Origin of the sequence: Gemmata obscuriglobus (genome assembly GCF_008065095.1) — a bacterium.
GTDB lineage: Bacteria > Planctomycetota > Planctomycetia > Gemmatales > Gemmataceae > Gemmata > Gemmata obscuriglobus.
This window is the reverse complement of sequence record NZ_CP042911.1, coordinates 422,138-446,029: the sequence shown is the minus strand read 5'-3', so window position 1 is coordinate 446,029 and position 23,892 is coordinate 422,138. Positions and strand designations below refer to the sequence as shown.

Sequence of the window (23,892 nt, the reverse complement as noted above, 5' to 3'; positions counted from 1 at the left end):
AGTTGCCCCCCGTATGCACCGGGGCACAATGTCGGCGTACCTTCGCACTCTTCTGCAATGAGGCCGAACGTCATGGCGAAATCCACCACGGGTAAGACCGCTGCGGCGAAGAAGCCCGCAGCAGCCAAGAAAAGCACCAAGAAGGCGACTCCGGGCGCACCCGCGCTCGCACCGGCGGGCGAGCTGGCACGGCTCAGCGGGCCGAGCAAGTTCACGCTGTTCAATCTCCTCGGTCAGCCCCGCGGGTACTACCTTGTTGAGCCGCACGAACTCGACCGCGGCGACGCCCCCGGCGACGCCAAATCGGTCGCCCACAGCGTGATCGTTGTGGACCGGTCGGGGTCGATGTACTCCGCCCTGCCCGAAACCAAGGAAACACTGCTCAAGATCCTCACGCTCGACGAGTACGCTCAGTACAACCTGCTCGTCACGCTGATCTCGTACTCGAGCCAGGGCGACGTGATCTGCCACTTCGAGCGCGTGCCGATCCGCGAGATCATGAAGAAGGACTCGCGGTACCAGAAGGACATCAAGTCGATTCAGACCTCGTGCGCGACGTGCATTTCGCAGGGCCTCAAGCTGGCCTCGGAGAAGGTGATGGCCGGCGAACTCACCGCGATCACGATCCACACCGACGGGTACGCCAACGACCCGTCGTCCACGTCCGAAGCGGCGACGCTGTTGAAGCTCTGCGACGACATGAAGGGCAAGGACGTGTTCGTGAACACGCTCGCCTACGGCGACTATACCGACTTCCGGCTGCTGTCCCGGATCGCCAACGCCGGCAGCGGCTCGTGCGTCAAAGCCGGCAACATCGGCGCGGTGTACGCGTCGCTGTACAACTCGACCAAGACGCTCGGCAGTTCCGTAACGCCGCCGATCGAGGTGCCGCTCGGCGGTTACGACTACCAGGTGTTCGTCTCGCGCGGCGCGGGCCGGGTGAACGGCACAACCGGCCCGCTCTCGATCCGCGGGCTCAAAGCGGAAGACGACGCGATCGTTTACAAGTACAAGAAGCTCACGAAGGCCGAGTACGACAAGTCCGCTGCGCCGGTCGAGCAGACGAGCGAGGCGGTGTTCGCGTTCGCGAAGGGGCACCTCGCCGAGGGCGGGCTGAACACCGCGAAGTACGCGCTCGGCAGCACCTTCGACGCCACGCTGGTCGGCGTTCACGCCCGCGCGCTCACGAACAACCAGGTGGCCGCGCTGTCACAGGACCTGGACACGCTGCTCGCCGACCCGACCCAGCTCGGTACGCACGCGATGCTCGATCAGGTGCCGGTGAACAAGAAGATCCCGTTCCTCACGCTCGTCAACCTGCTCGACGCCAACCGCGGCAACTTCGTCATCAACCGCGAGGCGCTCACGGCGGTTTACGTGCGCCGCGGGCTGAAGCGCCTCCAGGGGGTGCGCGACGACGACGGCACCGTCACCGAGCCGTGGCTGAAGACCGAGTTCGTGAGCGAGGACAAGTACATTCCGATCTCCTCGTTCGACGTGAACCGCAACACCGCGACCATGAACATGCTGCTCACGCGGAAGGTGCGCCTGGTGCCCACCGCGGGCGGCGCCCCAATCACCGAGGTCGCCGGGATCAAGCTCGACAACCTCAGCACCTTCAACAACTACACGCTCGTCGGCGACGGCGAACTGACGGTACCGTACCTTCGCATCAAGATTTCGGACACGTCGCTGTTCGACAAGCTCGCGAACGAGGGCGTGCTGGAAGTCGACGGGCAACCCGCCGGCAAGTACGACGCGAACGAGGAGTACACGCTCCGGCTCGACCAGTTGCCGGTCGTCCCGCCGTTCGAGGGCGCCGTGGAACTGGACGGGGTGTTCGACGAACTGGCACGTCTCAAGGTGCTGTCCAGCCTCTGCGCCGCGCACCTAAAGGAAGCATCCGACGAATTGAGTGCCGAACAGGTCGAAGAGCTGAAGAGGCACTACCTGTCGAAGAGCCTGTTCCTCAGTTTCCCGACCACCAACCCCTACGCGAAGCTGGAAGACGCGCTGGCCGACGGAAGCGTGGACACCCGCACCAGCTACAAGATCGACATCGGCAACAAGTCCATCCTGAACCTGTCGAAGCTGCACAGCGCGAACAAGTTCCTGGACCGCATGTACGAGGTGATCGGCGCCGACGGGAAGCCGGTAGAGAAACCCGCGTTCGAGGACGTGCTGGACGGGAACGTGACTTACAAGCACAAGACGCTCTCCGCCCGCACGAAGGTGACGAAGGTCGACGACTTCATGAAGGCGCTGTTCGACGACTTCCTCGGGCTGCGCCCGAACGGCGAAGCTGCAAAGTTGCTCGCGTCTGCTGAGGCCGAGAAGTTGGCCGCGATCGTGAAGGGGCGTGCGTCCGGCAAGCAACCCGACCGCAAGGAGTTCGTGGAAGCCCTCGCGGACGCCCGTAAGAAGCTCGACGCCCGCTCCGACGCCCTGTTCGCAGACAAACTCAGCGCGCTAGTGTTCTATGTGGGCGCCACCGGGCTCCTGCCCGACGAGGTGGAGGCCAAGGCGCAGCCCGCCGACGCGCTTGCCGCGAAGTACCCCGAACTGGCGTTTTCGAAGGACGAGAAGGAAGGGACGTTCTTCGAGGTCGGCGACACGATCCTGAGCGTGTACGCCAAGACCGAGTACTTCTCGCGCGACAAAGAGTAAGGTTCTTCAAACCGAACGGCCGGCGCGGGCGAGAAGCGCCGATCGTTCGGCCCGGACTGGAAGGCGGCGGGCACCGCAGTTGTGCGGCGCGCTTTGACGCGCTATGCCTGCCAGAGCGTTCACTTCTTCGTCGCGTCTTTCAGGTAAACGTCGTAAAACACGCGGACCGCATCCGCGAGGTCTTTCGCGGTGTCCGCGGACTTGTCCTTCGCGCGGAGGTGGCTGCCGAGTTCGAGCTGGATCGCGTCGATCGCGAACGCGGTGTGGCTACCGTAGTGGTTGATGATGTACCCGCCGTTGAACTGCGGTTCCTCTTTTGTGCCTTCTTCGGCGTCGGCCGCCGGCAACACCTTGTACCCGTGCTTCTCCATGCGCCCCAGCACGCTGTACTTGCCACGCAGCGCGGCCATTCCGTCGCGGTCGCGGAGGAGCTTGACGGTTTTCAGGTTCTGCGTGCCGCGGCAGATCGCGCCCGGGTGCAGGGCCTGACCGTGGATGTCGAGCAGAAGCCCGCGCCCGTGCTTCTCGCGAACCGCCTTGCACGCGGCCTCGAGCGGGGCGTGGTAGGCGTCGTAGTACGGCTTGGCTTTGTCGCTCTCGTAGCCCTGCTCGGACGACCGGTTCGCGTCCAGGTACTTGCGCTCGAACCGCGCGATCACCACCCACGGCTTACCGTCGAGGATTTCTTCTAACTCTGCAGCAAGCTTCTCGGTCAACTCGGCGGTGTTTTCGTCGCGCACGGTCTGGAAGTTGTTCAGCCCGGTTCCCACACGCAGCGGCAACTCGGGCACCGGTTTGCGTCCGCCGTGGGGCGCCGAAATGATAATCGGGAGTGTACCTTTTTGTACGGTAACAAAATCGCTGGGCTTGGGTGCGTCTGGGGCGGCCGGAGTCAGGGCCGCGAGCGCCGGGAACAGAAGGGCGGCGCTCGCAGCCCCGAACGAACGGCCCATGCGGTGAACCTCGCGACTCAAACCAAAGACCAGACGCGCAGGACGCGTACCTTCTTGTCGTCTTCGATCACTTCGTACTCAATTCCGAGCGGCAGTTCGACGGCCGTGTAAACCGCCGGAGAGCCGCGCGACAGTCCGCGCCCGTATGGAGCGGTCGCGATTTCCTTGTCGAGCCGGTATGACCCCGCGGTGACCACGTGCCGATCCGTCGCCGCGACCCAAACGTCTGCCAGTTCCTGCTCGGCATTGGGCGTTCAGGTGACCGCGTAATTCACGGCTTGTGCCTCTCGTGAATCCGCTTCCACACGTCCGCGAGCGGTGAACCGTCCGGTTGCTTCCGCGCCTCCTCGATTTCCTCATCGGAGATCGGCGACTTAACCCCTCGCGGCAGCCCGCCACGCGTGACCGTGTCCGCGGTTTTGACCGCCTCTCCGGACGGCCCGCGGAAGACGATCCGGCCCTCTGCGGCGGCCAGTTTCGCGAGCAACTCGGGGTCAGTAATGGTGATGATCGTCGTGGTCACGGCTCGTTTTCCTGCGCGGGACGTGCGCGATTATACCAGCAGCTCGCGGCAGTCCGCGATGGTGCCGGTCAGCGCGCTGGCGGCCACCGTCAGCGGGCTGGCCAGGAACACCTGTGCGTCCTTGTGACCCATCCGGCCAGGGAAGTTCCGGTTGGTGGTGCTGATGCAACTGATCGGCGCGTTGAGCCGGCCGAACGTGTCCGACGGCCCGCCCAGGCACGCCGCGCAGCTCGCGTCGCCGATCTTGGCGCCGGCGGAGAGGAAGATGTCGCGCAGCGACCTGCCGCCGATCGTCTCCGTGTCCAGGCCGCGGGCCACCTCGGTCGTGGCGGGCACCACGAACGTGTCGATCTTCACCGTCTTGCCGTTGAGCAACTGGGCCGCGGCCTTGAAGTCGGTGAGCTTGCCGCCGGTGCAGCTCCCGATGTACGCGCGGTCGAGCTTGGTCCCCTTCACTTGGCTCACGAACGCCTTGTTGTCCGGGGAGTGCGGCTTGGCGATCACCGGCTCCAACTTCGACACGTCGTACACCTTCTCGAACACGAACTGCGCGCCCGGGTCGCTCTTCACCACGGTGTACGGCCGGTTCCCGGCGTTCCGCTTGTTGACGTAGTCGAGCGTCACCTGGTCGGCGGCGATGATGCCGTTCTTGCCGCCGGCCTCGATCGCCATGTTGCACAGCGTCATCCGCTCCTCAATGTTGAGGGCGTACACGCCGTCGCCGTCGAACTCCATCGCGCGGTAGGTGGCGCCGTCCACGCCGATGTCGCCGATCACCGCGAGGATCAGGTCCTTCGCCATGAGGTACGGCGGCAGGTTGCCGTGGAACACGAACCGCATGGTGGGCGGCACCTTGAGCCACAGCTTGCCGGTGCCGAGGACGAACCCGGCGTCGGTGTTGCCGATGCCGGTGGCGAACTCGCCGAACGCGCCGGCGGTGCAGGTGTGGCTGTCGGTGCCGAGCAGCACCTCGCCGGGGCGGGTGTGCCCCTCTTCGGGCAGCGCGATGTGGCACACGCCCTTGTAGCTCTTGGTGCCGACGTCGTAGAAGTACTTGATGTCCTGCTCTTTCGCGAACTGGCGCAACACGTCGACGTTGCGGTTCGCCATCGCGTCCTTGGTGAAGATGTAGTGGTCCGGGATGAGGACCAGCTTCTCCTTGTCCCACACCTTCGCGTCCGGCCCGAACTCCTTCTTGAACACGCCGAACGTGCCCGGCCCGCACACATCGTGCGTCATCAGCACGTCGACGTTGGCCCACACGTTCTCGCCGGGGGCAGCCTGGGCTTTTCCGCTGGCGCGGGCCAGGATCTTCTCGGTCATCGTCATCGCGGACATCGCGGCAGGCTCCGAATCGGAAGAGGTCTTCTTTCAATTGTAACGAATCGACAGGAAACGGAGCGGATTCGTCTCAGAGCGCCGCCACCCGCGGCGTTCGTTGATTTGACCAGAGGTCCGGCCTGGAGTGTGATCCGCGAGCGACGCGAGCGGGTCGAGCTCACGGCCCGATGGTGAAGGTGGTCACCTTGGGCAACCCGTCGGGAGCAACCCGGAGCCGCCGGAGGAAGGAAGGCCCCGAGTGCCTTTGTGCCGGTACCATCGGCGTCAGGCGCCGGAGGGCAGATGGCTTCTCTCAAAATGCGGAGCCAGACGACCGCGTCGGGCGTGGGCGTGTGCCACCGCCGGTCCCCAAATCCAGGGCCGCCAAGCCGCCCAATACAGTTCCTCGGGGTGGATTGCGGATAGGGGGCAACCGCCCGAGGAGTTATGGCCACGTTTGAGGCAACTGCCCCACTCGATCGCCTGGGGCCGCGAGCGGCATCGCACCGGCTTCACTCCGTCCCGCGCTTCTTCCACACACGGAGCAGGTTCGCAAAGTCGTCGCGCCAGATCGGACCGTCTTCCAACGGCACCTCGTTCCACTGCACCAGGAACTTGTACGGCGCGGGACGTGTCCACGGGACGCCCGCGACGCTCGCCGACGCAGCCGCGAGCGTCTGAACCAGCGGCGACGGGCCGAGGGTTCGGGAGGTGTCCACCACCGGCGCGAGGTCCGCATCCGAGCGCGCCAGCAGCATCCACTGCGACTCCGTTTTGCCGTCCGCGCGTTCGGCGTCGAGCGGCGCGTCGTGGCAGTACCGCACCGCCAGTTTCGGGTTGTGGTCGTCGGCCAGCCGGCGGATCAGCGGGGGCAGGTCGAGGTGGTTGTTCGAGACGTGCATCGCGATCACGCCGTTGGGCGCGAGCTTCGAGACGTAGAGAGCGATCGCCTCGCGCGTCAGCAAATGGACCGGGATGGCGTCGGAGCAGAATCCGTCGAGGATGATGACATCGTAGCACCCGTCCGGCGGCTTGGTGAGGTGCCGGCGGGCGTCGCCGAGGACCACGTCGCACTCGCCCTGGCAGTCCGAGAGGAAGCGGAAGTAGTTGGTGTCGCGCGCCACCCGCACCACCGCCGGGTCGATCTCGTAGAAGGTCCACTTCTGCCCCGGCCGCGCGTACGCGGCCACCGCGCCCGTCCCCAGCCCGACCACGCCGACGGTTTTCACCCGCTCGGGCGGCAGCGACGCGAAGAGGTGGCCGACCGGCCCCTTCTGGTGGTAGTAGGTCATCGGCCGCGGCGGCCCCGGCTCGTCGGCACGCTGCTGGCCGTGTAGCGTCGTCCCGTGGATCAGCTTGATGAACTTCCCGTCGCGCGTGACCCGGATCACCCCGAAGAAGTTGCGCTCCTTGTGCAGCGTCTCGCCGAAGTGGCCGGTGTCGAACGCCCCCGCAACCAGAATGGCCGCCAGGGCCAGCGCGTACCGCGCCGGCTTGCGGACCAGCGCGAACGCCGCGGCGCCCGGGATGCCGAACATCAGCCCGCCGCGCAGCAGCCGGGAGGTGAGCGCGTCCGGCGCGTCGGGCTCGGTCGGCACCCGGACCAGGTGCTGCACCGCGAGCACCAGCCCTACCGACAGCGCCAGCAGCACCAGCACGAGCGCGACATCGGCCCCTTTCAGCCGCTCCTCGGGGTCGTCGCTCCGGGGCCGCACTGCTGCGGCCAGCACCAGCGCCAGCGGGTACTCGACCATGCCCACCGCGGCGAACAGGATCGGGGCGAGGAGCGCATTGAACAGCCCGCCGAGCACCCCGCCGAACGACATCCAGAAGTAGAACGCGGTGAGGTACTCGGCCGGCGGCCGGTCCTTCGCCATCTCGCCGTGGCACACCAGGCACACGCCGAAGAAGGCCAGCATGTGCAGCAGCCCGACCACCGCCAGCGGTTCGGCCGCGTTGGTCAGCAGCGTCAGCACTACGAACAGGAGCAGCATCGGCGTAACCCGGCCGACGAACCGGTGTACCCCGTCGGGCCAGCGCGCGAACACCAGAATGAAGCTCGTGAGGTACAGCGCGAGCGGCACCACCCACAGCAGCGGCACCGGGGCCAGGTCGGTCGAGACGTGCGTCGTTACGCCCAGCAACAGGCTCGATGGCAGCGCGGCGAGCATCACCCAGCGGGCGATCCGTGAAACCGCGATGGGGGCCGCAAGCGTCGCGCGGAGTTCCGGACCGCCCTCCGTACCCTGGCCCTGCGTGCCTTCGGTCCCGCGTTCTGCGTTCCGAATGACCGTGAACGAACACGCGACGACCAGCCCGATGTACCCCATCACACCGCCCGCGAACACCCACTGCTGGTGCTTCAGCGCGAGCCGCGGCTCGATCAGGAGCGGGTACGCGAGCAACCCCAGGAGGCTCCCGGCGTTGCTCGCCGCGTACAAGAAGTAAGGGTCTCGCGCGGCCGGGTGGCCGGTCGAGGCGAACCACCGCTGGAGCAGCGGGGAGGTGGTCGAGAGGACGAGGAACGGCAGCCCGACGGCGATCCCGACCGTGAGGCCGAGCTGCGCGACCATCAGGACGGACGAGTCCTGGTCGTCCGGGAGCATCGACGGGACCACCGGGACCGGTGCGCCGGTGGTCGCGATGGCCGCCTTGAACGAGACCGCGACCGCGGTGAGAAGCAGGAGATGGAACAGCGCCTGACGCCGCACCCCCAGCTTTCCGGTGCTGCGGTGCGCGTACAGGTAGCCGACAAGCAGCACGGACTGAAAGAACACCATGCAGGTGTTCCACACCCCGGGCGTGCCGCCGACGAGCGGCAGGAGCAGTTTGCCGACGAGCGGCTGCACAAGGAACAGCAGGGCCGCGCCGGCGAACAGTGTTGTCGCGTACAGGACGGCGAGCAAGCGACCTCCGCGCTCGGCGGTGGGCCATTACGGCGAACGCGGGGAGCCCCCGAACCGGCGGGAACCGGTGCTAACAGAATGCGGACGCGACCACGCGAGGGCAAGGGGTACTTGCCGCAACCGTGACAAGTGCGGTCGCGCCGACTACTCGCAAAGCACCGCCACATGGTGCGTGCCGTGCGTTCGCGACGGCCGCCGGGCAAGTGTCGGCTCGTGAAATGTTGTGGAGGGCGATTGGAAGTGCTGGGCGCTCCCCCCCCAGGGCTACTCAGAGATTGAAATTGGCTGGTTGAGCGCAGCCAGCGCCAGCTCAGGTCTGGCAACGACGGTCCGAACGGCCGCCGCGATGGTGCCGGCGCCGAGGCGCCGGAGCAGGTACACGGCCACGTTTCGCAGCGACGCCAGCACCCGCGGTGCCGTGCCCCGGCGCACTCGGCATCGGTCCTCGTCCAAGGTCACATCGCGGACGTAGTGCAAGCTCTCGATGCCCCAGTGGCTGCGGGTGTACCCGAGCACCGTGTCCGGAGGCGCGGCCACCGGGCTGAGGCTGGAGATCCCGTACACCACCTCCACGGTCGTCTTCCCATCGGCCCGGCGCTGGCGCTCGAGTCGGAACACCTGCTGCACCCCGGGCCACCGGGTCAGGTACTCGTTGAGCCACGTGGTGGTTGTGATGGACCGCCGCTCGACCCGCCCGTGCCCCTTGCTCACCTCAACTGCCGTTCCCGCGTCCCGATCCCACGCGCCCTGTAACCCGGGGGGAAAAGTCGCCACCCGCGGCGGTGGCGAACGCGGCCTCCAGGTCGGCCCGTAGCGTACCTTGGTTGCTCTTGGCGTACAGGATGGAGTCCCCACCCTTGTGTTGCACCGCGGCACACACGTCCGGTTGGGTGAAGATGGCATCACCGGTGACTACGGTCCCACCCAGCGAGGGCAACACGCCCAACAACCGGAGCGCCGCCTTGTGCTCGTTGGTCGTGGCCTCGACCGTCATCTGGGCGACCACCGCGGACACCTGTGGGGCGTACGCCGCCAGCAGGTGGGTGCCCGGCACCTGGCCGTCGCGCGACCCGCACAGCCGCTTGCCGTCCAACGCCAGGTGCTCCCACCCGTCCGGGTGCCGATCCCTGAGCCACGCCCCGATGATCGCGTCCAGGCGGTCCGGGTCCAACCGCCGCAGCAGCCCGGCGATGGTGTTGGGACACGGCATGTTGCCGTTACGAAACCCCAGCGCGTGACCCAACCGCTTCTGCCGCAGCCGCCCGAATTGAGAGATCGCCTCGGGCGTGGTGTGCCCGCCCATCACCGCCACCAGGCACAAGGTCAATAGCCCGACCAGCGGATACTGGCGACCGTGACGGCTCCGCGGGTCCGGTAACTCCGCCAAACGCTCGACCAGGGACCAGGCCATGTGTGCCGCTCCTAAAATGAGGAGCCGCACATACCCACACGCCGCAACTTACCCAACACCAATCCGTGCGTAGCCCTGGCTACCCCCCTCCCTTAATTGAGCAGAGGGGGTACACGGGAAAGAGGTTCACACTTTCGGCGGCGCGGCCGGTTTCGGCGCGGGAGCGGCAACCGCGGGTCCCCCGATCGGCGCGGTGCCGGCGGGCGCCGGCGGTTTCGGCGGTTTCGGCTTGGCGGACGCCTGCCCGCCCTTCTCGCTCGCCTTCGGGGCCAGCAGCGCGACCATGCGCTTGCCTTCCATCTTCGCGGGCATTTCCAGCTTGCAATCGTTCACCAGGGCCTCGAGCACCTGGTTCATCACCCGCTGACCTTCCTCGATGTGCTGCATCTCGCGGCCGCGGAACAGCACGTTCACCTGCACCTTGTCGTTGTGCTCGAGGAACATCTTCGCTTGCTTGATCTTCGTCTCGATGTCGTGGTCGCCGGTCTTGGGGCGCACCCGGATCTCTTTGAGCTTTTGCTGGTGCGTCTTTTGGTGTGACTTCTTGGACTGGGCGTACTTGAACTTGCCGTAGTCCATGATCTTACAGACCGGGGGCTTCTCCCGATCGGCGACCTCGACGAGGTCGAGCCCGGCTTCGCGGGCCATCTCGAGCGCCTGTGCGGTCGGCACGATGCCGAGCGCCTCCCCCTCCGCGCCGATGAGGCGGATCTGGGGCACCCGAATGCGTTCGTTCATCCGCGGGCCTTCCGGGCCGCGGGGCGCGTTGCTGCGATCGAAAGGTGGGATTGCTGTCACTCCTGTTACCGCGGCGTTTCGCGTGGACCGCACCCGCGACCCGTTCCGCGCAACCCGTAATACATAACTCTTAACCCCGGGTCTTAACGTCGTCAACGGGGTTTCCGTATTGGTTTTACACGTTTGCTGTCAGGTATTTTCCGCACGCCGCCCCGGCCGGCCCGAAATAGGGACGCGCACAAACGGCCGGCCGACCCTTGCCACCGTCGCCGCGGCTGTCGAAAATGGCGCCGCCCCGCCCCGTGTCCCCTCACCGGTTCCGTCTTAACGGAGACGCTGTCATGATCCGCTCCGCCGCCGCCGCGGTCCTCTGCGCGCTCACAGCATGCGCCGCGTCCGCCGACGACTCCATGCTGAAGGTGAAGGTCGGCGACAAGTTCCCGGACGTGCCGCTGGCCGCCGCCCAAATCGACAAAGTGAAGAAGGACGCCAAGACCCTCTCCATTGCCGACTTGAAGGGCAAGACGGTCATCATCTTCTTCTACCCGAAGGCGCTCACCGGCGGCTGCACGGTCGAGTCGTGCGGGTTCCGCGACCTCATGAAAAAGGGAGACTTCCCCAACGACATCGTGGTGCTCGGGGCCAGCTGCGACGGCGCCGAGTTGCAACAGCAGTTCATCGACAAGAACGAGCTGCCGATGCCGCTGCTGTGCGACACCGACGTGAAACTGACGAAGGAGCTGGGAATCCTGTCCCCGAAAAACCCGAAGATGTCGCAACGGGTCACGTTCGTCGTGGACAAGGAAGGCAAGATCGCCAAGATCTACGACAAAGTTACCCCGAAGAGCCACCCGACCGAGGTGCTCGAGGACGTCAAAAAGCTGAAGTAACCACCCCCCAATCAATTGCGCGGCCGGGCTCGTCCCGGCCGCGTCGCGTTTACCGTCACTTGTTCGCGCCGGGCCGGGCACGGTAGATTAGAGGGGTAACGCATCCGGAGGGTTCACGCGTGCCCGTTTCCCTGCTGGTGGAACTGTTCGACCGGTTGCCCGAACTGCGCCTCGAGGACGATCACGACCTCTGGACCGCCGGCGCCCGGCCCGCCGTCGGCGAGTTCCGCGACGCCGTGCGCGAGTCGTACAGCGAGGGCACCCTCCAGCGGTTGCTGTCCGCCCCCGACGCCAAGGCGCGGCGGGCCGCGGCGCTGGCACTGGGGCTGATCGGCACGCCAGAATCGGTGCCCACAGTTGCCGCCGCCCTCCGCGACGACGACCCGCTCGTGAAGCACTTCGCCACCGACGCACTGTGGGAACTGTGGTTCCGCGCCGGCACCGAGGAACAGAACCAGCGGCTCCAGGACGCCGTGCGCGAATCGGACGCGAACCGCACACGTACCGAACTGGACGCGCTGCTCCGCGAGGCGCCGGACTTCGCCGAAGCGCACAACCAGCGGGCGATCTGGTTCTTCAAGCGGGGCGAGTACGCCCGGGCGGTGGAGGACTGCGAGGCGGTGCTGCGGCTGAACCCGCACCACTTCGGCGCCGCGGCCGGGTTGGGGCAGTGCCTGCTCAAACTGAACCGCCCCCGGGCCGCACTGCGGGCGTTCCGGCAGGCGCTGGAGATCAACCCGAACCTCGACCTGCACGACGCCGTCCGCGCGCTCGAAGAACTCGGCGAAGAATGACCGCAGGTTGGCTGCAAGAAAGCACAACAGGCGCAAATAATCACAAAGAGACGGCGCCGCTTGCAGACCTTGGATGAGTAAGCAATCTCGGCCGGGGCTCGGTGTGAGATCCTGGGCTGCACGAAAAGCACCTCTCCTGCACCAGCCCGATCGTCGCCCGCGATCTGTAACTCGTTCGCGGTGGTTCCGACGTCCGGGGGCGGCGCCAGGGGCACCGGGCGAAGGCTTGCGGAGCGTCGGCATCGTGTCCCTCACGCCGCTTCGAGTACCGCCCGGTAGCGGCGTGGCACGCCCTCGAACGCCCGCCGGTACGTCGATTCGAGCGGCACCTCAATGTAACCGGTTCCGTCAGTCGTCAGGAACAGCGGCATGCTCCGCAGCACTTGCCCAACCGCCACCGGCTCGATGTACGCCGTCTTGACCGGTCCGGCCGAGTACGCCGCGAGCGTGCGGTCGGCGTCGCCTGGGCACGCGTATGCGGTGCCGTCGAGTTGCTCCCACAGCGCCCCGTGAAATCCGTTCGGGTCGCGGGGCGTGGGCGGGTACGCATCGAGTACGAGCAGGTGGACGCCCCGGCTCAGCGCCGCCAGGGCTTTGTCGCTGACCGTTTGCCACGCGTACTCGCTCGCCTTGTTCCCGGCCGAAACGATTTCGACCATCGCGACGATCCGGTCCCCGCTCGTGTGACGGATCACCATCCGCCGCCGCTTCGCGGTGTAGAACTCGTGCTCCGATTTTGCGACCAACCGGGTCTGCGGCGGGGCCGTCAGCAGTGCGGTCCCGACACCTTCGGTTGGGAACTGGTCGGATGTGTGCCCGTTACCGTGCGGCTCGTGAAGCGTCAGCACGTCCGGGTTCCCGCCGCCCGCGACCTGTTCGGCGAGCGCGTAGTACCCCGACGGGAGCAACCCACCGTTCAGTTCTCGCCGGATCTCGGCGATCCAGGCGAGATGAAAGTCGTGGCAGATGCCCGCGTCCACGCGTGTCCAGTCGTGCAGCGGCATTGGCGCGCCTCCCCAAATCTTCGCGGGCGCCAGTATACCGCACCGCGTTCCGCCCACCAGCGCCGGCCCCGAACACCCGGCGCGGCTTGACCGTACTCAGTGGAGAACCTAGCGTGACTCAACGCTCGCGCCTGTTATTCGTGCCGTGACGAGGTCGACCCGTGAAGCTGTCCGCTCCGCCGCCACCACCGCCGCCGCCCAGTGACGGGAACCCCGGTGCCGGCGCGCCCGGCACCCCGGACGAACAGCCGAGCCCTCCCTCCGGCGCGTCCCCGGCGGCCGAAACACCAACCCTTCCCGCCGCGTCAGCGGTTGCGCCTGCCGCGCTGAAGCCGCTGACCTGGCCCGCGTGGTACAGCGGGCTCGACGCCGCACTCGCGGGGCTGGTCGTCGCGTTCGCGTTCGCCGCCGCCTCGTTCGTGGCCCGCAACTCGGACGCGTGGCTGCACCTCGCGGCCGGCAAGCGGATGTTCGCCGGCGAGTACGTCCCCGGCGGAAGCGACCCGCTGAGCTACACGGCCCAGGGCCGCACGTGGGTCAACCACAGTTGGCTCACCGACGCCGCCGCGTACCTGCTCTACGGCGGCGCTGGGCAACTCCTCGTCGCCGTCAAGGCGCTGCTCGTCGCGGCGGCGTTCGGGCTCCTGATCGCGATCCGCCGGCCGGCGTTCTCGCTCTGGCCGTGGGCGGCGCTGGCGTGCGTCGGCGTGCTCGCGTGCGCGCCGCAGTTCGCGCTGCGCCCGCTCGTAGTGTCCATGTTCCTGTTCGCGGTCACGCTGTTCGTCCTGTTCCGGATGCCCCGCGGCGCGGCCCACCCGAAGCGGCTCCTGGTCGCCATCGGGGTGACGTTCTGGGTGTGGGCGGGCGCGGACCAGTGGTTCTTCATCGGCCCGCTCGCGCTCGCCCTGGTGCTCGCCGGCGAACTGATCCAGAAGTACGTGTTCAACAGCCCCGGCGAGCCGGGCGACACCCCGGACACCGAGCCCCTGGTCCGGCTCCCGGATGTCGCGACCCTGGCCAAGGCCCTCGGGGTCGGGGTGCTGGCCTGCACGCTGACCCCGCACCACGTGCGGGTCTGGGAGCTGCCGTTCGAACTGGTCGGCGCGCCCGGGGCCGAGATCGACCTGCGGTTGCGCAGCATGCTGCTGGCGCCGACCGACGGCGACTACATCAAGAACGCGTCCCTGGGGTACAACCTGAACGGGCTCGCCTACGTGGTGCTGTTCACCGGCGGCGCAACAATCTTCGGGCTCGGGCCTGCGCGCATCCGGATCGGCCACGTCGCGCTGTGGCTCGGGCTGGCGGTGCTGAGCCTGTTCAGCATTTACGCGATCCCGTTTTTCGCGCTGGTCGCGGTGCCGCTCGTGGCCGCCCAGTTGAACGCGTTCAGCCTCGGCGCGCGGCTCCGGACGTGGGGCGACCCGCGGACCCGGCTGCTGGTCATCGGGGCGTCCGGCGGACGGGTGCTGTCGGTGATCGCGGTGTGCGCGCTGGGGGTGATGGCGTACCCCGGGTGGGTCCACCCGGACGTGGTGGACCCGGCATACGCCAAGCGCCTGGCGTGGGGTGTTGAGCCCGACCCGGCACTGGCGCAAGCGGCCGAGCAGTTCCAGGCGTGGCGCGCCGACGGCGGGCTGCCGGACGACGCCCGCGGGCTCGTCACCAGCACCGAGCTGGCCAACTACATCGCGTGGTACGCGCCCAAGGAGAAGGTCTTCATCAACGGCCGGTTTCGGCACCACCGGCCCGAGATCACCGATTACCTCGCCGTGCGAAAGGGGCTCGGTCTGGTCCGGATACCCGACGAGGAGCCGGACACCCGGGCGGTGGCAGCAGTGTTGAAGTCGCACGGCGCCGAGTACCTCGCGCTCCACGGCGGGGCTGCCGAGACACCCCAGATGCGAGCGCGGGCCGTGCTCGCGGCCCAGCGGCTGTACCTCCAGTGGGGCCAGTGGTCGGAGTGGTACGTGAGCGGCGGCACGGTCGTGTTCGGGTGGCGCGGGGACGGGGCCAAGCCGTCGTTCGCGGCCCTGGCGCTGGACCCGGTGGCGCGGGCGTTCGGACCCGGGGCGGCGAAGGTGCCGGCTCCCGAACTGACGCAGCCGCTGCGGCAGGACGCGGACCCGCTGGTCGAGGCGTTCGCGCAGGCGCCTCGCCCGGCCCCGGCCGGGGCGGCCGAGGCGCGCGCGTGGATCGAGTACAAGGAGGCCCTGGTCACCCGGGTGCGCATCCGGCAGCAGCTCAGCGTGGAACTGTTCTTCTATGGCCCGGCGGTGCAGCACGCCCTCCACTACCCGGTCCTGATCGGGGCTGACGCCCGGGGCATGACCCGGTTCCCGGCCCGTGGCGCGACCCCCGAAACTCAGGCCGAGCTGCGGGCCGAGGCGGACGCGCTCCGCGCGATCCCGCTGCTGGCGTTGCGGGCCGCGCGGCGGGCCATCGCCGAAGACCCGGACCACCCGGACGCTTACTTCGCGCTGGGATTGGCCCTCGCCGACCCCGACCTGCCGCTGCCGGAGGGCGAGCGCGCGCTAGGGCAGATCACCGCGTTCCGCCAGTGCCGGGTCCGGCTCCCCCGGCCGGAGCGGTACAAGCGGGGCCAGTTCTCCGTGAGCGGCACCGAGGCGGCCCTGCGGCTGGCCCAAACGTACCTGGGCCAGCCGCTCGTGTGGCGCGATGCGCGCAACCGAGAGGTGGTCGATTACACCGGCTTTCCGGTCGATGCGGCCCCGCTCCGGGGGATGCTCGCGCAGCCGCTGTTCCGCGAGCGCAACGGGGCCGTGTCGCGCGGGGAACCGGCGGACCAGCGGACGGCGGCGGTCATGTTCAACGGCGCCGCGTTCGTCTTGCCCCTCGACCTGGCCCGCCAGGAGCTCGAGCTGGCGCTCCAGTACGCGCCGCTGGACATCGGAGGCGATTCCGACGAGCGGCTCCAGGCGAGCGTGAAGCAGGTGGAGGCGTTCCGCCGCGAGGTGGAGGACGTGATGATCCGGTACAAGGGCCGGTACGACGCCAGCCGGGCCGCAGCACCGAAGATCCCCATGCTGGTGGGCCGGGCGATCCAGTTGTGCATGCCGGGCGAGGCCTTGCGGATACTCAACGACAAAGAGACGGACTTCGAGAAGGAGTTCGGCCGGGACCAACTCGGGGCCGCCCAGTTGCTCGTCGCGTTGGATCTGGCTGTCGGGCGCATCGAGGACGCGGCAGAGACCTTGAAGAACTTGTCCGGCACAACCTTCGGCGGTCCCACGCTCCAGTGGCTGAAGTACCAGAAGGCGGTGCTGGCCGGCGAGTACAAGCAGGCCGGCGATTTGTGGGAGTCACTGAACCCGGAGGTGGGGGCGCTGGACACGCTCCCGCCCCCCGGGGCGGGCGTGCCGAAGGAGCGGGTGCTGGAGACGGTCCAGGCGCTGACCCGGAGCAAGAACCCGGAAGAGGTGCTGAACCGCATGCTCGTCGCGCCCGTCGGGCTGGTGCCGGAGCCGCTCCAGATCGTTCCACAATGGTTCTGGCTCCAGTCTTGGGAAAGCTTGCGACAACTCCTCCAGCAGCGGTTGGCGGGGCAACTCCAGGCGGATTCGAACTTCTTCACCCGCCGCGGGGTGCTGTACCTGCTGGAGGGGGACACTCCGGCCGCGAAGGAGCGGTTCAAGAACGCGCTGCGCAAGGCCCCGGCAGGGTGGGGCGTGCCCGACATGAACTCGGCCCAAGCGGACGGATACCTGAAACTGATCGAGAAGGCCGCGGGCCGCCTCCCGCGGTAAAACGGTTCGGGCGGCACTCGCCGGCCGTCGGACGAGGGAAACCCATGCCGAAGTGGACCGTGGCCGGTGTGCAGATGGACTGCGCCCTGGGCGATACCGTCGCGAACCGGAACGCCCTCGTGGCGAAGCTCCGCGCGGCCGCCGCGGCCGGCGCGCGGCTCGTGGTGTTTCCGGAGTGCGTGCTCTCCGGGTACGGGTTCGAGTCGCGGGCGCACGCGCTCGCCGCGGCGGAACCGGTTCCCGGACCGAGCACCGACTTCGTGGCCGCCACGTGCCGCGAGCTGGGCGTGTGGGCCGTCTTCGGGCTCCTCGAAGCGGCCCCGGACGGGAAGCTCTACAACGCGTGCGCGCTGGTCGGCCCGAACGGCCTGGAGGCCAGCTACCGCAAGTTACACCTGCCGTGCCTGGGCGCCGACCGGTTCACCGACCCCGGCGACCGGCCGCTCGCGGTCCACGACCTCGGCGGGCTGAAGGTCGGGATGAACATCTGCTTCGACGGCAGCTTCCCGGAGTCGGCCCGCATCCTCACGCTGCTCGGCGCCGATCTGGTGGTGCTGCCGACCAACTGGGCCACCAACGCGCGCAAGATGGCGGAGCTGGTGTCCGCCGCGCGGGCGTGGGAGAACCACATCTACTACCTGGCGGTGAACCGGGTGGGCACGGAGAGCGGGTTCACGTACCTGGGGCTCAGCTCGGCCGCCGACTACATGGGTAACGTGCTGCACTTCGCCCCGGAAGGCACGGACGCGACGTTCCTGATCGAGGTCGATCCGGAGGCGGCGCGCCAGAAGCGGGTGGTGACCTGCGCCGGCACGTACGAGATCGACCGCGTGAACTGGCGGCGCCCGGAACTGTACGGCCCGCTGGTCGCGAACCCCGGCCAGTTCACCGGGCACTTCAACAAGTGAGCAGGACCGCAGAGGGCAGAAGAGCCGTATTCACCGCAGAGGGCACGAGAGGGCGCAGAGAGAAAGCCAAGAACGTCAGAAAAGGGAAACTTCTTGTGCCTCATTCTCTCTGCGCCCTCTCGTGCCCTCTGCGGTGAATATTGCCCTAACGCCGTCGTGCCCTCTGCGGTGAATACTGCCCTTCACCCTACTTCTTGAACACGTCCCGCAGGATGTTCAGCACCTGCTTGCCGCCTGCGAGCGCCTGGTCGCGGAGCTTGTCGTACTTCCCGGCCCCCGCCTCCGCCTCGAACGCCTTCAGCACTGCCGTGCCGCGGGCGTGGTCGAGGTGGGACACGATCGCGGGCACCAGCCCGTCCGCCACCCCGAACGACTCGTTCTCCAGCCCGCACACCGGCACCACGTCCTTGGTGAACGTGTCGAACTGCTCCCGCGCCACCGCCACGCACTCGCGGATGTTGACCTCCTTGGGCCGGGTGCCGGCCCGCCAGTCGTAGGGCGGCGCCCACTCGGCCTTGGGGCTCAGCAGGTCCACGTGCGACACCGCCACCGCCACCGGCGGCATCTTCAGGTGCGGCTTGTCCGCGAACCACGCCCGCAGCCGGGCCAGCAGGTCCACGTCGTTCTGCCGGCCCGGGACCGTGGCCTGCGTGACCAGCAGGATCAGGTCGGCGTCGCGGGACGCCTCGGCGGCGGCGGCGAAGTCCACGTCACTCGGGCCGTCCTGCCCGTACCCGCTGGTGTCGAGGACGCTGACCGGCTGCCCGTCGGGGAGCGTGTAGTCGTACCGCACCCCCGCGGTGACCGGCAGGCGGTCCACCTTGGCCGCCGCGCGGCCGAGCAGGGCGTTCACGAGGCTCGATTTGCCGGCCTTCACGGACCCGAGAACGCCGATCGTGATGGCCTTGGGGCCGGTCGCGGTGTTGGCCGCGGCGGTGACGGTCACGTCGCCGATCTGCGCCGTCGAGGCCGCGGGCCGGGCGGCCGGGTCGTCGGCGGGGGGCGGCTGGCGCTCGGCGAGCAGCTCGCGGTACCGCTTCACCCCCACCCGCAGCCGCCCGCTGTTCAGCTCGATGAGGTACCGGCCCAGGTGGTGAATGAACGCGGTGTGGAACCACAGGATCACGTTGTTCTGGAGCCGGTCCAGCATGGTCCCCAGCGCGGCCTTCGAGGCCAGGTACCGCAGCGCCGTCTGGAGCGGGTCGAGCAGCGCCGCCCCGGCCCAGTAGATGTTCTGCCCCATCTTGTAGTACTCGACCGCCTTGCGCGCCCGCTTCATGTCGCGGATGCGCAGCATGTGCGACCCGGGCACGTACTTCTGCACCAGCTCGTCGAGGTCCGCCGACGCCAGCTCGATGCACGCCAGCACCTCGGGGAGCGTGAGGTGCTCGAACGGGTCGCCCGCCCCGGGGTTGTACTGCTCCGCGACCTGCTTCGCGAGGTCCAGCGCGAGGTCGCTGTAGTGCTTCGGGTCCTCGAGCTGCTTCGGGCTGACGGCCTCGAACGAGTTGGCCTTGGCGACCACCAGCGCCCACGCCGCCTGGTCGCGGTCGGTCCAGTACCCCGGCCGGTCGTCGGTCGGGGGCAGGGTGGTGCGCCGGGTCCAGCGCCACGCGAGGAAGTACGCGAGCGCGATGCACCCCACCATCGGCCACCACGTCCACAGCACCCAGCCGGTGGACCAGAGGTGGTAGCCGCCCGCCCCCATCAGAAACGCGAACGGGGCCGCGAACAGCACGATCAGCAGGGCGATGCGAAACCGGGTCATGCGCGGGTCTCGGGTCGGGGGTCGGTCCGAATCGTTCCCAACGGTCTGCGCCGCGAATACCGGCGCCGCGGGATCACGCCTTTGCCTCGGCCTTCGGGTGGTCGGCCTTCCACTGCTTCTCGGCGGCGTCGTAGTGCTCGTGGTAGAACTTCCGCAGCGCGTCCGGCGTGGGGACGTGCCCCTCGCACACGGCCTCGAAGTAGAAGCACAGCGCTCGGCCCAGCGCGTAGGTCGAGGCGGCGGCGACGGTCGCGCCCACCGCCGAGCCCACGACCGGGATGAGCTTCACCGCCTGCCGGATGAGCTGCCGCGACAGCATCCCGACGCCGATCGCGGCGGCCAGCTCGCGCAGCCGCTCGGGCGTCAGCGGCTGGCCGTAAATCTGGCCGATGTGGTGCGCCATCCGCGCCTGGATCCCGGGCAGGATCACCATGTCCGCGAACGGGATCGGCACGGCCCCGGCGGTGCCCGCCAGTGACGTGTACCCGAGGATGATCGGCTCCGCGTGCCGCTGGTGGACGCCCTTGAGCGCGTCCGTTGCCTCTTTCAGCCGCAGCAGCGTCTGGCGGTACGCCGCCGGCAGCATCTTGAGCAGCACGCCCTTGAGCTGTTCGCCCCCGTAGTTCGGCTCGGCGAACCCGTCCTCCGGTTTCGTCAGGTCCAGCGGCACGCAGGCGTCGAACAGCCCGGCGAACGCCCGCCGGTGCTCCTCGATGCACTCGCGCATGTGCTGCGGCACCGTTTCCGGTATCGGCGCGCCCGGGTGTGCCGCCAGTGTCTCAAAGGGGTATGGGGTGGGGTGCGGCTTCCGCGGGATCGTCTCGTGCAGGCAGGTGACCGCCAGGATCACCGGGCGCGACGGGCTCGCCGCGCGGATGCGCTCGAGGGCGTGGCGCACGTTGCCCTGGCCGAAGTCGGTCGCCTTTGCGGTGACGACCACGACGTGCGCCTGCCGGTCGAACTGGGCGATGTCCTCGGCCGGGTCGTAGCCCGGTTCGTCCACGCCGCGGGTGTCGAGGAACGTGAGCAGCGGGGCGTCGCTCGTGGGGAACTGGTACAGCCGGGAGGTTTTGGTGCACGGGCGGAACCCGGAGCCGATCGCGGCGTCCTCGGCCCCGGTGAGGAACCGGACCAGCGAGGTCTTGCCCGATTGCGTCTTCCCGAGCAGCCAGAACACCGGCGCCGGCGTCTTCCCGCGCACCGCGTCGAGCGCCTGTTCCAGGTCCGGCGGCGGGCTGGCGTCGCCGGTCACGGTGCGCTTCATCGCGTTCCAGAAACGACTCATGCGATTCGCCCCCGTGCGCCCGCCGCTACCCGACGCCCGAGTCGCGTGATCTCGCTCTTGACCCATTTTTCCCTCACCGCTATCGCGTGACCACATCTGACCCTGCGTTGCTGCGGTGCGCCCCAATGGAGAGCGAGACCGGTAACCTGAAGTTGTTCGCTGGCCCGCCGGAGACGGCGGAGCTGCCGGTCCCGCCGTTGCCCGCCCCGCTCCCGGACCCGCACGTCGCCGCCACCCGCGAGCTGATCCGTCCGTCCGCCGTGCGCCCCGGCCGGCGCAACTACGAGCCCTACTCCGCGGCCTGGTTCGAGGAGCTGGAGCAAAAACGATACCAGCGCCACGGCCGCTGGCTCCCCAAAGCGCTGGAGTTCGGCCGCCACCCCGGCGAATCGCTCCTGGTGCTCGGGTGCGGGCTGGGCATCGACGCCGCCGCCTACGCCCGCACCGGAACGAGCGTCACCGTCGCAACCGCCCCGGACGAGCGCCCCGACCTGATCCGCGAGAACTTCGACCGCAACGGGCTGACGGGCGAGTTCGTCGCACTCGCCGGCCCGCGGCTGCCGTTCGCCGACGGGGCGTTCGACGTCGTGACCTGGAACGCCCTGTACGACGCGGCCGAACCGAACCCGCTCCGCATCGACGAGCTGTTTCGCGTGCTGAAGCCGGGCGGCAAGCTCATCGGGCTGTTCCCCGCGCACTACGACACGGCGTTCTGGCAGAGCGTCCTGTTGCCCCTTCAGTGGTTGTACTGGCGGCGCCCCGCGGACCCCACAACTGCTCCGAAAGCGACGGCCCGCGAACTGGTGCGGCACTTCCGGCGGTTCGGTGAGCACCGCGTGTCGAAGCGGCATTTGCGGCGCGGCGAACTACCCTACGTCTGGCGCCTGCTCCCGCTGGTGCTCCTCGAGCGGATCATGGGGCGGGTGCTGGTGCTGAAGGCGAAGAAGCCGATCCTCGCCGCCCGGCTCCAGGCCGCGCAAATCGACGTCGGCCGCGTTGCGGCGTGAGTTGGGCACGCATAACCCTCCAGGCGAATCGCCACTCCGTTTCGCGTGTGTTACTTCGGCGAACGGGGAAAGCAGGCGGTAAATATCAGAGCCATCGACAACAGGCAAAAGCACAACGTGAGGAGCCAGCCACCTCGCCTCATGACCCACCACACCAATACCCCAAGCACGATTAGCGGGTAGATCGGGCGAGAGCACGCGAGCAGGGCAAACGCACTCAATCCCCTAGGAATCGCTGGATTCTAGCTAATTTTGAGGCGTGTGATCGAGCGGCCATCGCTCGCCTCCTGCGCATGTGCGGCCCCGCCTCCATATGATTCTGGCGCGCCCTCACCGCCTCGGAGTCTGCCGATGAGTGCCGCCCCCGGCCCACGCCCGTTAATCGAGTACCTGTCCCAGATCCCGGATCCGCGGGTCGAGTTGAAGTGCTTCCACGACTTGATTGATGTACTCATGATCGTGACCTGTGGGACGATCGTCGGGGCCGATGACTTCGTGTCGATCGCCGAGTTCGCGCGGGCCAAGGAGTCCTGGTTCCGGGACCGGCTGGGGCTGACGCTGCGCAACGGGATTCCGTCCCACGACACCCTCAACCGGGTGTTCGCGCTGGTCCGCCCGGAGGCGTTCGGGCGGTGCTTCCGGGCGTGGGTCGCGGACGCCGCCGAGGGCCTCCGGGTGCCCCACATCCCGATCGACGGGAAGACCATGCGGGGGTCCAAGCGGGTCACCGGCACGGGGGCTCGCAAGGCCACACACATCGTCAGCGCATGGGCTCAGCAGTTGGGCCTCACGTTGGCCCAGGTGAAGACCGACGAGAAGTCCAACGAGATCACCGCGATCCCGGAACTGCTGGAGCGGCTGGACCTCGCGGGGGCCCTGGTGAGCATCGACGCGATGGGCACCCAGAAGGACATCGCCCAGCAGATCGTGGCCGCCAAGGGGGACTACCTGCTGGCGGTCAAGGACAACCAGCCGCGGCTGCTCGAGGACATCCAGCGGTTGGCCGAGGGGGCCCTAGAGGCGAGCTACGCGGGCCGCTCGACCGACCTCAACGAAGGAACGGGCCACGGGCGCGAGGAGATGCGGTTCTGCTTCGTGATCGACGACCTGGAGTCGATCCGGGACCGGAATGTGTGGCCCCGGTTGCGGTCCGTCGTGGTGCTCGTCAGCAGCCGCACGGTCGCCGGTAGGACGAGCGACGAGGTGCGGTATTACATCAGCTCGCGGAAGGCATCGGCCAAGCGGTTCCAAACGTGGATCCGGGCTCATTGGTGCATCGAGAATTCATGCCATTGGGTGCTGGATGTCGCGTTCCGAGAAGACGACCACCGACTCCGTGAAGGGCACGGCCCGCAGAATATGGCCCTCGTGCGCAAGATCGCCTTGGCGATGTTGAAGAAGGCAAACGCCAAATGTGGGATCAAGAACCGGCGACTCAAGGCCGGATGGGATAATACCTACCTCGAACAGGTACTACTGAAAAATCCCGAGGATTGAGTGCGTTTGCCCTGGCACGCGAGCCACCACGTTTCCCCGAACCAGCGGCATGATGTCAGTTCCACCGCGGTCACCGCGCCACCCAGCCCGAAGGTCACTTCCAAATGTCGGCCGCGATCGTCAATGGAGACATCGAAACCGGCCATCTGATCACCCGCGGGCAGGTCATCGAGCGTTGCGCGAGAGAACCCCGCTACCTGCTTTCCGTCATGCGTCTCCCCCGTAAAAAACGCCTCGGCTCCGTGAAGGTCGTGTGCCCGGATAACCGCGACCGCCTCGGCTTGCGACATGCCGACCCGCACTTCGGCATCGATCTGACCCAGCGCCCCGGGTACGCGCGGTCCGCCAACGAGTTGCACGTAGCCGGCTGTCACAAACAAAGACAAAAGAAGCAGTCGACTCATTCGGGTGTGACTCCGCGAATCAGATCCAGCCATGCCCACCACATGCGACAGTG

Annotated in this window: 19 protein-coding genes; 7 read left to right on the top strand and 12 right to left on the bottom strand. The window is 68.0% G+C overall.

The features are described from left to right. Positions 1 to 72: 72 nt before the first annotated feature. Positions 73 to 2,667 (top strand): VWA domain-containing protein, encoded by a 2,595-nt coding sequence (locus GobsT_RS01970; protein ID WP_010042952.1) that lies wholly within the window; start codon positions 73 to 75, stop codon positions 2,665 to 2,667. A 119-nt stretch (positions 2,668 to 2,786) separates the two neighbouring features. Here GobsT_RS01970 and GobsT_RS01965 read toward each other — a convergent pair whose 3' ends face one another. From GobsT_RS01965 to infC, 8 genes are all read right to left on the bottom strand, one after another. Next, entirely contained in the window at positions 2,787 to 3,620 is an 834-nt protein-coding gene (locus GobsT_RS01965; protein WP_010042954.1) for an N-formylglutamate amidohydrolase, read from the bottom strand. A 17-nt stretch (positions 3,621 to 3,637) separates the two neighbouring features. After that, entirely contained in the window at positions 3,638 to 3,817 is a 180-nt protein-coding gene (locus GobsT_RS01960) for a hypothetical protein (RefSeq protein ID WP_010042956.1), read from the bottom strand. A 74-nt stretch (positions 3,818 to 3,891) separates the two neighbouring features. After that, the gene (locus GobsT_RS01955) at positions 3,892 to 4,143 is read right to left on the bottom strand and encodes a hypothetical protein (protein WP_010042958.1); all 252 of its coding nucleotides are present in this window, start codon (positions 4,141 to 4,143) and stop codon (positions 3,892 to 3,894) included. Between the two features lie 30 nt (positions 4,144 to 4,173). After that, a complete protein-coding gene (locus GobsT_RS01950) occupies positions 4,174 to 5,481 on the bottom strand; it encodes a 3-isopropylmalate dehydratase large subunit (RefSeq protein WP_010042961.1) in 1,308 nt (435 codons plus the stop codon). 494 nt (positions 5,482 to 5,975) lie between these two features. Continuing rightward, a complete protein-coding gene (locus tag GobsT_RS01945; protein ID WP_010042963.1) occupies positions 5,976 to 8,369 on the bottom strand; it encodes a spermidine synthase in 2,394 nt (797 codons plus the stop codon). Between the two features lie 264 nt (positions 8,370 to 8,633). Continuing rightward, positions 8,634 to 9,080 carry an ISAs1 family transposase gene (locus tag GobsT_RS40355; RefSeq protein WP_010042093.1) on the bottom strand — a complete coding sequence of 149 codons (447 nt, stop codon included), beginning with the start codon at positions 9,078 to 9,080 and terminating at the stop codon, positions 8,634 to 8,636. 1 nt (position 9,081) lies between these two features. Beyond that, positions 9,082 to 9,780, bottom strand: coding sequence for an ISAs1 family transposase (locus GobsT_RS40350; protein ID WP_010042966.1), 699 nt, complete (start codon positions 9,778 to 9,780; stop codon positions 9,082 to 9,084). 126 nt (positions 9,781 to 9,906) lie between these two features. After that, positions 9,907 to 10,518 carry a translation initiation factor IF-3 gene (gene infC, locus GobsT_RS01930; RefSeq protein WP_010042968.1) on the bottom strand — a complete coding sequence of 204 codons (612 nt, stop codon included), beginning with the start codon at positions 10,516 to 10,518 and terminating at the stop codon, positions 9,907 to 9,909. 341 nt (positions 10,519 to 10,859) lie between these two features. Between infC and GobsT_RS01925 the strand changes: the two genes are divergently transcribed. Together GobsT_RS01925 and GobsT_RS01920 are read left to right on the top strand one after the other, a co-directional pair. Next, positions 10,860 to 11,408: a peroxiredoxin gene (locus tag GobsT_RS01925; RefSeq protein WP_010042970.1), complete on the top strand. Its 549-nt coding sequence runs from the start codon at positions 10,860 to 10,862 to the stop codon at positions 11,406 to 11,408. Between the two features lie 119 nt (positions 11,409 to 11,527). Beyond that, positions 11,528 to 12,202, top strand: a complete 675-nt coding sequence (locus GobsT_RS01920) for a tetratricopeptide repeat protein (protein ID WP_010042974.1) — start codon at positions 11,528 to 11,530, stop codon at positions 12,200 to 12,202. A 251-nt stretch (positions 12,203 to 12,453) separates the two neighbouring features. Here GobsT_RS01920 and GobsT_RS01915 read toward each other — a convergent pair whose 3' ends face one another. Beyond that, positions 12,454 to 13,206, bottom strand: coding sequence for a hypothetical protein (locus GobsT_RS01915; RefSeq protein ID WP_010042975.1), 753 nt, complete (start codon positions 13,204 to 13,206; stop codon positions 12,454 to 12,456). Positions 13,207 to 13,367: 161 nt separating this feature from the next. Between GobsT_RS01915 and GobsT_RS01910 the strand changes: the two genes are divergently transcribed. Further along, complete coding sequence (locus GobsT_RS01910; protein WP_010042981.1) at positions 13,368 to 16,970, top strand: hypothetical protein; 3,603 nt, start codon at positions 13,368 to 13,370, stop codon at positions 16,968 to 16,970. A gap of 44 nt (positions 16,971 to 17,014) precedes the next feature. Then, positions 17,015 to 17,878, top strand: coding sequence for a carbon-nitrogen hydrolase family protein (locus GobsT_RS01905; protein WP_010042984.1), 864 nt, complete (start codon positions 17,015 to 17,017; stop codon positions 17,876 to 17,878). A 187-nt stretch (positions 17,879 to 18,065) separates the two neighbouring features. Here the strand turns inward: GobsT_RS01905 and GobsT_RS01900 are convergent, their stop codons facing one another. Together GobsT_RS01900 and GobsT_RS01895 are read right to left on the bottom strand one after the other, a co-directional pair. After that, entirely contained in the window at positions 18,066 to 19,646 is a 1,581-nt protein-coding gene (locus tag GobsT_RS01900; RefSeq protein ID WP_010045771.1) for a GTPase family protein, read from the bottom strand. A gap of 73 nt (positions 19,647 to 19,719) precedes the next feature. Then, entirely contained in the window at positions 19,720 to 20,931 is a 1,212-nt protein-coding gene (locus GobsT_RS01895) for a YcjF family protein (protein ID WP_157506899.1), read from the bottom strand. A 125-nt stretch (positions 20,932 to 21,056) separates the two neighbouring features. Here GobsT_RS01895 and GobsT_RS01890 point away from each other — a divergent pair, with 125 nt between their 5' ends. Both GobsT_RS01890 and GobsT_RS01885 read left to right on the top strand, forming a co-directional pair. Then, positions 21,057 to 21,938, top strand: a complete 882-nt coding sequence (locus GobsT_RS01890; RefSeq protein ID WP_010045775.1) for a class I SAM-dependent methyltransferase — start codon at positions 21,057 to 21,059, stop codon at positions 21,936 to 21,938. A gap of 351 nt (positions 21,939 to 22,289) precedes the next feature. Continuing rightward, positions 22,290 to 23,435 (top strand): ISAs1-like element ISGob5 family transposase, encoded by a 1,146-nt coding sequence (locus GobsT_RS01885; protein WP_010033957.1) that lies wholly within the window; start codon positions 22,290 to 22,292, stop codon positions 23,433 to 23,435. Here the strand turns inward: GobsT_RS01885 and GobsT_RS01880 are convergent. Then, positions 23,396 to 23,839 (bottom strand): hypothetical protein, encoded by a 444-nt coding sequence (locus tag GobsT_RS01880; RefSeq protein ID WP_148087576.1) that lies wholly within the window; start codon positions 23,837 to 23,839, stop codon positions 23,396 to 23,398. The genes GobsT_RS01885 and GobsT_RS01880 overlap by 40 nt on opposite strands. Positions 23,840 to 23,892: the final 53 nt, after the last annotated feature.